Origin of the sequence: Nocardioides sp. (assembly GCF_041600255.1) — a bacterium.
In the GTDB taxonomy this organism is placed as follows: Bacteria; Actinomycetota; Actinomycetes; order Propionibacteriales; family Nocardioidaceae; genus Nocardioides.
Window position 1 is genome coordinate 1 of the sequence record NZ_JBFIKK010000132.1, and the last position, 8,562, is coordinate 8,562.

Annotated in this window: 8 protein-coding genes and 1 pseudogene; 4 read left to right on the forward strand and 5 right to left on the reverse strand. The window is 71.0% G+C overall.

All coding sequences use genetic code 11. The annotated features are described in order from the left end of the window. The 3 genes from ABZE72_RS13815 to ABZE72_RS13825 form a co-directional block, all read left to right on the forward strand. The coding region (locus ABZE72_RS13815) for a DUF4350 domain-containing protein (protein WP_372729612.1) at positions 1-834 on the forward strand (834 nt) is incomplete at its 5' end. Beyond that, a complete protein-coding gene (locus ABZE72_RS13820) occupies positions 831-1,856 on the forward strand; it encodes an AAA family ATPase (protein ID WP_372729613.1) in 1,026 nt (341 codons plus the stop codon). The genes ABZE72_RS13815 and ABZE72_RS13820, both read left to right, overlap by 4 nt. Beyond that, entirely contained in the window at positions 1,856-3,148 is a 1,293-nt protein-coding gene (locus ABZE72_RS13825; RefSeq protein ID WP_372729614.1) for a DUF58 domain-containing protein, read from the forward strand. Before ABZE72_RS13820 ends, ABZE72_RS13825 begins: the two co-directional genes overlap by 1 nt. Positions 3,149-3,163: 15 nt before the next feature. Here the strand turns inward: ABZE72_RS13825 and ABZE72_RS13830 are convergent, their stop codons facing one another. Both ABZE72_RS13830 and ABZE72_RS13835 read right to left on the reverse strand, forming a co-directional pair. Then, the gene (locus ABZE72_RS13830) at positions 3,164-3,583 is read right to left on the reverse strand and encodes a cyclic nucleotide-binding domain-containing protein (protein WP_372729615.1); all 420 of its coding nucleotides are present in this window, start codon (positions 3,581-3,583) and stop codon (positions 3,164-3,166) included. 73 nt (positions 3,584-3,656) lie between these two features. Next, entirely contained in the window at positions 3,657-4,652 is a 996-nt protein-coding gene (locus tag ABZE72_RS13835) for a stage II sporulation protein M (RefSeq protein WP_372729616.1), read from the reverse strand. A 23-nt stretch (positions 4,653-4,675) separates the two neighbouring features. Between ABZE72_RS13835 and ABZE72_RS13840 the strand changes: the two genes are divergently transcribed. Further along, entirely contained in the window at positions 4,676-5,485 is an 810-nt protein-coding gene (locus ABZE72_RS13840) for an RDD family protein (RefSeq protein ID WP_372729617.1), read from the forward strand. A 3-nt stretch (positions 5,486-5,488) separates the two neighbouring features. Here ABZE72_RS13840 and trmB read toward each other — a convergent pair whose 3' ends face one another. The 3 genes and pseudogenes from trmB to fusA form a co-directional block, all read right to left on the reverse strand. Then, positions 5,489-6,208: a tRNA (guanosine(46)-N7)-methyltransferase TrmB gene (gene trmB / locus ABZE72_RS13845; RefSeq protein ID WP_372729618.1), complete on the reverse strand. Its 720-nt coding sequence runs from the start codon at positions 6,206-6,208 to the stop codon at positions 5,489-5,491. 90 nt (positions 6,209-6,298) lie between these two features. Then, the gene (gene tuf / locus ABZE72_RS13850; RefSeq protein ID WP_372729619.1) at positions 6,299-7,492 is read right to left on the reverse strand and encodes an elongation factor Tu; all 1,194 of its coding nucleotides are present in this window, start codon (positions 7,490-7,492) and stop codon (positions 6,299-6,301) included. Between the two features lie 83 nt (positions 7,493-7,575). After that, positions 7,576-8,562, reverse strand: a pseudogene (gene fusA / locus ABZE72_RS13855) (elongation factor G); the annotation flags it as partial.

The window sequence follows — 8,562 nt, forward strand, 5'->3', positions numbered from 1 at the left end:
ACCGCGGAGCGCCTGCTGGCCGACCTGGGCGCAGCCCTCCTCGTCCTGGCCGAGCCCGGGCCGGGCACCACCGAGGCCCTCGGCATCGACGCGGAGTCGGTCCGGGTCCGGGTCCGGGAGCCGCGGGAGTCCGCCTGCGACGACCCGACGTACGCCGGGCTGGCCGTCGAGGTCGATCGCGCCCAGGCCTACGCGGGGGACGGATGCTGGGGGGACCGGCGCGGATCGCTGCTGGTCGAGCCGACCCCGGGCATCGTCCTGTGGGGCGCCGCCGACGCGATGAGCAACGACCAGGTGCTGCGGGCGGACAACGCGGCGGTGTCCCTGCGACTGCTCGGTCAGCGCGACCGTCTGGTCTGGTACGTCCCGTCGTACACGGACCTCGTCGCCGACGACGGGGTGAGCCTGCAGACCCTCCTCCCCCGCTGGCTGCGACCGGCGCTGTGGCTCGGCCTGTTCGCCGCCGTCGCGCTGATCGCCTGGCGGTTCCGACGGCTGGGTCCACTGAGCACCGAGCCCCTGCCGGTGGTCGTGAAGGCGATCGAGACCACGCGCAGCCGGGGGCGGCTCTACCGCCGGGCGGGCGATCGGGCGCACGCCGCAGGCACCCTGCGGCGTGCGGCCCGCCGACGCCTGAGCGACCACCTGAGAAGCGGCACCCGCGACCTGGACCCGGCCGACCTGGTCCGCCAGGTCGCCGACCTGGTGGGCCGACCGGTCCCCGAGATCGCTGCCCTGCTGGGACCGGACGCGCCGGCGCCGGAGACCGACCACGACCTGATCCACCTGGCCACCGAGCTGGCCGAACTCGACCGAGAGGTACGCCGTCCATGAGCGAGAGCATCCCCACCCCCGCCACGCCGCCGGAGCTGGACCCCGACCCGGCCGTGCGGCACGACGCCGCCGACCAGGAGGCGCGTGAGCGACTGGCCGCCGTCCGGGACGAGGTGGCGAAGGTCGTCGTCGGCCAGGACGCCGCCGTCTCCGGGCTGCTGGTCGCACTGCTGTGCGGCGGGCACGTCCTGATGGAGGGCGTCCCGGGCGTTGCGAAGACCCTGCTCGTGCGCACCCTGGCGGCCGCGCTGGACGTCGACACCCGACGGGTGCAGTTCACCCCCGACCTGATGCCCGGCGACATCACCGGGTCGATGGTGATCGATCCCCACCAGGGCGAGCTCACCTTCCGCGAGGGCCCGCTCTTCACGAACCTGCTGCTCGCCGACGAGATCAACCGGACGCCTCCGAAGACGCAGTCCGCCCTGCTCGAGGCGATGGAGGAGGGCCAGGTCAGCGTGGACGGGGTCTCCCGGCCCCTGCCCCAGCCCTTCCTGGTGGCCGCCACCCAGAACCCCGTCGAGTACGAGGGCACCTACCCGCTGCCGGAGGCCCAGCTCGACCGCTTCCTGCTCAAGGTGGTGCTGCCGGTGCCGGGTCGCGACGACGAGCTGGAGATCCTGCGGCGGCACGCCGCAGGTTTCGACCCCCGCCACGTCGTCGGTGCCGGCGTACGCCCGGTCGCCGGTCCGGCCGACGTCGCCGCCGGCCGCAGCGCCGTGCGGCGGGTCCAGGTCTCCGCCGAGGTCGGCGGCTACATCGTCGACATCGCCCGGGCCACCCGACAGTCCCCCTCGCTCAGCCTGGGGGTGAGCCCCCGCGGAGCGACCGCGCTGATGCACGCCTCGCGAGCGTGGGCCTGGCTGAACGGGCGCGACTTCGTCACGCCGGACGACGTGAAGGCACTCGCCCACGCGACCCTCGTGCACCGGCTGGGGCTGCGACCCGAGGCCGAACTGGAGGGCGTCGACGTGGCCCGGGTGCTCTCGAGCGCACTGGGATCGGTGCCGGTGCCGCGCTGATGGTGACCACCGGTCGAGTGCCCCTGCTGCTGCTCCTGGGCGTGGTGCCCGTGGTGCTGCGTCCCACGCTGGGGACGATGTGGCTGTGGGTCCTCGTGGTCGGGCTCCTCGTGGTGGCCGACTGGGCGCTCGCGCCCTCGCCCGGCCACCTGGGCCTCACCAGGCTGCCCACGCCGCCGGTGCGCACCGGGCAGGCAGGCGAGAGCGTGCTGCTGGTCGAGAACCGCTCCCGGCGCCGGGTTCACGCCCTCGTCCGGGACGCCTGGCAGCCCTCCGCCGGCGCAGGCCGCGATCGCCACCGACTGCGGCTGCGGGGTCGAGAGAGCCTGCGGGTCGCGACCGTCCTGCTGCCTCGCCGCCGGGGCGACCTGCACACCCACACCCTCACCGTCCGCACCGCGGGCCCGCTCGGCCTGGCTGCGCGCCAACGGACCCGGGATCTCCCCGGCACCGTCCGGTCCCTGCCCCCCTTCGACTCGCGCAAGCACCTGCCCAGCCGGCTGGCTCGCCTGCGCGACCTGGACGGTCGGGCCGCGGTCCGAGTGCGGGGTCAGGGCACCGAGTTCGACTCGCTGCGCGAGTACGTTCGCGGCGACGATGTCCGCTCGATCGACTGGCGAGCCAGCGCCCGCAACCGCACGGTCGTCGTCCGTACCTGGCAGCCCGAGCGCGACCGCCGGCTGGTCCTGGTGCTGGACACCTCCCGCACCTCGGCCGGGCGGGTCGGCGACGTTCCCCGGCTGGACTCCGCGATGGACGCAGCGCTGTTGCTCGCCGCCCTCGCGGCACGCGCCGGGGACCGGGTCGACTTCATCGCCGGGGACCGACGGGTGCGCAGCCAGGTCCGAGCGGCCGGCACCCGGGGTGTCACCGCCACCCTGCAGGAGGCGATGGCGGACCTCGAGCCGGTGATCGCCGAGGCCAACTGGTCGGCGCTCGCCGGAGCGGTCACCGCGTTGGGCCGCCAGCGCGCCCTGGTCGTGCTGCTCACGCCCCTGGAACCCTCGGCCGTCGAGGAGGGACTGCTGCCGGTCCTGCCGGTGCTGACCGCGCACCACCGCGTGGTCGTGGCCTCGGTCAAGGACCCCGCGCTGGAAGAGCTGGCGGCGCGGCGCACCGACCTCGACGCGGTGTACGACGCCGCTGCGGCCGAGCAGGTGCTGCTGCGACGTCGGCACAGCGCCGAGCTGCTCGGCGCGCTCGGCGTCCACGTCCTCGATGTCGACGCCGAGTCGCTGCCGCCCACGCTCGCCGACCACTACCTGTCGCTCAAGGCCCGCGGGCTCCTCTGAGCGCAGCCGCCCGGGTCAGACTCGTTCGGCCTCGCGCAGCCGGGCACACAGCACCTTGAGCAGCCCCAGCGCGACGTCGGGCTCGTCGGCGAGCAGGTTCTGGAAGACCGCGTGGGGAACAGCGAGGGTCTTGAGTCGCCCCTCGGCGACGACGGTGGCCGAGCGCCGTTTGCCGTCGATCAGGCTGAGCTCGCCGAAGTGGTCGCCCGGCCCGAGTCGTCGTACCTCCGTGCCGTGCACCGTCACGCGGGCCTCCCCGTCGAGGACGAGGTGCAGGGCGAGCGCGCCCTGGCCCTCGACCGCGATCTCATGCCCGGGCCCGTGCTCGACCTGCTTGCAGCCGGAGAGCAACTTGGTCACCTGACGGCGGGAGAGCCCGGACAGCAGCGGGATCGCTGTCAGCTGGTCGTGGAGGTCGTCCTGGTGATGCTTCATGGGGTGCCTTTCGTCCGAGCGTGCTGGCCCGTGCAGCTCCCCGACCCCAGAGTGGCCAGCCCGCCGATCGCCGTCAACCCCGGCTGGCGACCCGGTCCTCCAGCAGTGCCTCGTCGATGTCGCCGGTCTCCCCGCGCCGTACCGCGGCGCGGCCCAGCACGAAGACGTAGGCGAAGAAGACGGCCTCGGCGACGATCCCGATCCCGACCCGCGCCCAGGTGGGCAGAGCCGAGGGCGTCACGAACGCCTCGATCACCCCGCTGACGAAGAGCACCCCGACCAGGCCGAGCGCGACCGTGCCGGCCGTCCGGCCCTCGTGCGCCAGGGACTGGCTGCGCGAGAGGTCCCCCGGATCGATCCAGGACCAGAAGAGCCGCAGGCCGACCCCGCCCGCCACGAAGACCGCGGTCAGCTCCAGCAGACCGTGCGGCAGGATCAGGCCGAAGAAGTGACCCCCGTGGTCGTGGTTGATCATGATCGCCCCGATGACCGCCAGATTGGCGATGTTGTTGAAGAGCAGCCACACCACCGGAAAACCCAGCACCCCCAGGGCCAGGCAGAGCGCTGCGACCCAGGCGTTGTTGATCCACACCTGGGCGGCGAAGTGCCCGGCGGCGTACTCGCTGTAGTAGTTCTCGAAGTCCTCGTTCACGAGCTGGTCGACCTCGGCTGCCGAGAGCATGCTCTGCTCGACCATCGGGTTCGCCAGCAGCCACAGCATCATCACCGCCGTGACCGCGACGTTGGCCACCACAGTGCCGATCCACCACCAGCGCAGCCGGTAGAGGGCGGCCGGGAAGCGATCGGTCAGGAACCGGGCGACGCCGCGCCAGGTCCCGATCCGGGTGCCCACCGCCCGGTTGCGGGCGCGGGCGAGCAGGGACGAGAGGTGGGCGATCAGGGACGCGTCCGGGGCAGCGGAGCGGACCACCGAGAGGTGGGTGGCGACCTGCTGGTAGCGCTCCACGAACTCGTCGGCCTCGTCACCGCTCAGCCTGCGGCGGCGGGTCAGCTCCTCGAGCCGCTGCCACTCGCGGGCATGGGCGAGGACATAGGCGTCGAGATCCACGGGCCAACCCTATGCTGGCCCCGATGTCACACGCGGAGTTCGCCACCCTCACCAGCGACGACCTCGTCACCGGCGAGGCCGTCGCCCTCGACCTGCCGGCGGCCGGGCTGGCCTCCCGGATCGCCTCCGGACTGATCGACGTCGTCGTCACCCTGACGGCCCTGGTCGGGGTCTTCCTGCTGCTGACCGTCGCCGCGCTGGACACCGACGACGCCCTGCTGTGGGTGGCGTTCATCGGCTCGCTGATCGTGGTGTTCCTGGTCTTCCCGACCACCGTCGAGACGGTGACCCGGGGCAGGTCGCTGGGCAAGTACGCACTCGGGTTGCGCACCGTCCGGGTCGATGCCGGCCCGATCTCCTTCCAGCACGCGTTCGTCCGCTCGTTGGTCGGGGTCGTGGAGATCTACGCCTTCTCCGGCGCGCCGGCGTTCTTCTCCGCCCTGCTGAGCTCGCGCGGCCAACGGCTCGGGGACCACGCCGCCGGCACCTACGTCGTCCGGGAACGGGTCGCCCTCCGGCTGGCGCAGCCGCCCCGGATGCCACCGCCGCTGGCAGGCTGGGCCGCCACGGCCGACATCGCCTCGCTGCCCACTCCCCTGGCCCTCGGCGTGCGTCAGTACCTCGGGCGGCTGCCGCAGCTCGACGCCGCCTCCCGGACCGTGCTGGGTGCGCGGCTGGCCGGCCAGGTCCAGGCGTACGTCGCCCCGCCTCCGCCGCCGGGCACCCCACCGGAGGCGTTCCTCGCGGCCGTGATCGCGGCACGACGCGAACGGGACTCCGCCCGGCTGCAGCGCGAGGACGAGCTCCGCCGCCGCCTGACCGGACGCCGGTAGCGGTCAGATCCGGCGGTAGGCCAGGTCCGTGCTCGCTCGGCCTGCGTTGGCGCCCTTGCGCTCGAACTTCGTCACCGGCCGGTCGGGCCAGCGCGCGACGACCCCGCCGCTGAGCGCGGGCTCGGCGTCGAGGACCTCGATCATCTGCTCGGCGTACTCGGCCCAGTCGGTGGCCAGCCGCCAGACCCCGCCGGGCGCCAGCCGCGAGGCGGCCAGGGCCGCGAACTCGGGAGTGACCAGCCGGCGCTTGTGGTGCTTCTTCTTGTGCCACGGGTCGGGGAAGAACGTCCACAGTTCGGCCAGCGAACCGGGCGCGATCACGTGCTCCAGCGACCACACCGCGTCCACGGTGGAGAACCGCACGTTGGTCGCTGCGGTGTCGGCCACCCGAGCGAGACCCTCGGCCACGCCGGGGAGCCAGACCTCGAAGGCCAGGACGTCGTAGGCCGGCCGGGCGGCGGCCAACGCCGCAGTCGCCTCGCCCACCCCGGAGCCGATCTCCACGATCAGCGGGGCCTCCCGGCCGAAGACCTCGGCCAGGGAGAAGTCGGGCGCGTCGAACGCGTCGTCCGGCAGCACCCACGCCTCGTGGTGCGCATCCCAGGCAGCCTGCTGGCTGGCCGAGAAGCGACTGCCGCGCCGGGTGTAGGTGAGCACCTCGCGCAGACGTCGACCGTCCTCGGTCAGCTTGTGGTGCGGGCGCGGGGGCCGGCTGTCGTTCATGGGTGGGGCTCTTTCCGATCGATCGGGCATGCAGAACGGCCCCGGACCGAAGTCCGGGGCCGCCTGGGGTGAATCAGTTGATCAACGCGATCACTTGGTGATCTTCGTGACCCGACCGGCGCCGACGGTGCGGCCACCCTCACGGATCGCGAAGCGAAGACCCTCGTCCATGGCGATGGGCTGGATGAGCTCGACCGACATCTCGGTGTTGTCACCCGGCATGACCATCTCGGTGCCCTCGGGGAGGGTCACGACGCCAGTCACGTCCGTGGTGCGGAAGTAGAACTGGGGACGGTAGTTGTTGAAGAACGGCGTGTGACGGCCACCCTCCTCCTTCGAGAGGATGTAGACCGAGGCCTCGAAGTTGGTGTGCGGGGTGGTCGTGCCCGGCTTGATGACAACCATGCCGCGCTCGATGTCCTCGCGCTTGGTGCCACGAAGCAGCAGACCGACGTTCTCACCGGCCTGGCCCTCGTCGAGCAGCTTGCGGAACATCTCGACACCGGTGACGGTCGACTTCTGGGCCTTGTCGCGGATGCCGATGATCTCGACCTCCTCGTTGACCTTGACGATGCCGCGCTCGATGCGACCGGTGATGACCGTGCCGCGACCGGTGATCGTGAAGACGTCCTCGACCGGCATGAGGAACGGCTTGTCCGTCTCACGGGCCGGGGTCGGGATGGCCTCGTCGACCGCGAGCATGAGCTCGTGGATCGAGTCGCCCCACTTCTCGTCGCCCTGGAGCGCCGGGAAGGCAGCAACGCGCACGACGGGGATGTTGTCGCCGTCGAACTCGTACTCGGAGAGGAGCTCGCGCACCTCCATCTCGACGAGCTCGATGAGCTCCTCGTCGTCGACCATGTCGCACTTGTTGAGCGCCACGACCAGGGCGGGAACGCCGACCTGGCGGGCGAGCAGCACGTGCTCGCGGGTCTGCGGCATCGGACCGTCGGTGGCGGCAACCACGAGGATCGCGCCGTCCATCTGGGCCGCACCGGTGATCATGTTCTTGATGTAGTCAGCGTGACCGGGGCAGTCGACGTGGGCGTAGTGACGCGCCTCGGTCTGGTACTCGACGTGGGCGATCGAGATCGTGATGCCGCGCTGACGCTCCTCGGGAGCCTTGTCGATCTCGTCGAACGCCGAAGCGGCGTTGAGAGTCGGGTACTTGTCGTGCAGCACCTTCGTGATTGCTGCGGTCAACGTCGTCTTCCCGTGGTCGATGTGACCAATGGTTCCGATGTTGACGTGCGGCTTGGTCCGCTCGAACTTCGCCTTAGCCACTGGGGCTCCTCCTGGTGTGTTGTTACTTGACTCGTACTTGCAAAGGGATTCTGCCGAAAGGGTCGTGCCGAACAGGCGGGTGCCTACTCGCCGCGAACCTTCTTGATGATCTCGTCGGCGATGTTCGAAGGAACCTCGGCGTACGAGTCGAACTCCATCGAGTACGAAGCCTGGCCTGAGGTCTTGGACCGCAGGTCGCCAACGTACCCGAACATCTCTGACAACGGCACGAGGGCGTTGATGACCATGTCACCGTGACGCTCCTCCTGTGCCTGGATCTGGCCGCGACGGCTGTTGATGTCGCCGATGACCGTACCGAGGAAGCTCTCCGGCGTGGTCACCTCCACCGCGAACATCGGCTCGAGCAGCACGGGCTTCGCCATCCGGGCGGCCTCCTTGAAGGCCTGGTTACCGGCGATCTTGAAGGCGAGCTCGGAGGAGTCGACGTCGTGGTAGGCGCCGTCCTCGAGGGAGAACTTGACGTCCACCATCGGGTAGCCGGCGAGAACACCGAACTCCATGGCGTCCTGGCCGCCCTGGTCGACCGACGGGATGTACTCGCGCGGGACGCGACCACCCGAGACGTTGTTCTCGAAGACGTAGCCGCCGCCGGTGCCGGTCTCGGGGTCGATGTTCGGCCCGAGCGAGATGACGACCTTGGCGAACTGGCCCGAACCACCGGTCTGCTTCTTGTGCGTGTAGCTGTGGTTCTTGACCTCCTTGCGGACGGTCTCGCGGTAGGCGACCTGCGGCTTGCCGACGGTGGCCTCGACGCGGAACTCACGCTTCATGCGGTCGACGAGGATCTCCAGGTGGAGCTCGCCCATCCCGGCGATGATCGTCTGGCCGGTCTCCTCGTCGGACTTGACCGTGAAGGTCGGGTCCTCGTCGGAGAGGCGCTGGATCGCCATGCCGAGCTTCTCCTGGTCGCTCTTCGTCTTCGGCTCGATCGCGACCTCGATCACCGGGGCCGGGAACGTCATCGACTCGAGGATGACCTGGTTCTGCGGGTCGCAGAGCGTGTGACCGGTCTTGGTGTCCTTCAGACCCATCACCGCCACGATCTGGCC

Bases quoted from the DNA above. Each gene is read 5' to 3' on its own strand.
- ABZE72_RS13820 (WP_372729613.1), top strand. From the start codon at position 831: ATGAGCGAGAGCATCCCCACCCCCGCCACGCCGCCGGAGCTGGACCCC.
- ABZE72_RS13825 (WP_372729614.1), top strand. From the start codon at position 1,856: ATGGTGACCACCGGTCGAGTGCCCCTGCTGCTGCTCCTGGGCGTGGTG.
- ABZE72_RS13830 (WP_372729615.1), bottom strand. From the start codon at position 3,583: ATGAAGCATCACCAGGACGACCTCCACGACCAGCTGACAGCGATCCCG.
- ABZE72_RS13840 (WP_372729617.1), top strand. From the start codon at position 4,676: ATGTCACACGCGGAGTTCGCCACCCTCACCAGCGACGACCTCGTCACC.
- trmB (WP_372729618.1), bottom strand. From the start codon at position 6,208: ATGAACGACAGCCGGCCCCCGCGCCCGCACCACAAGCTGACCGAGGAC.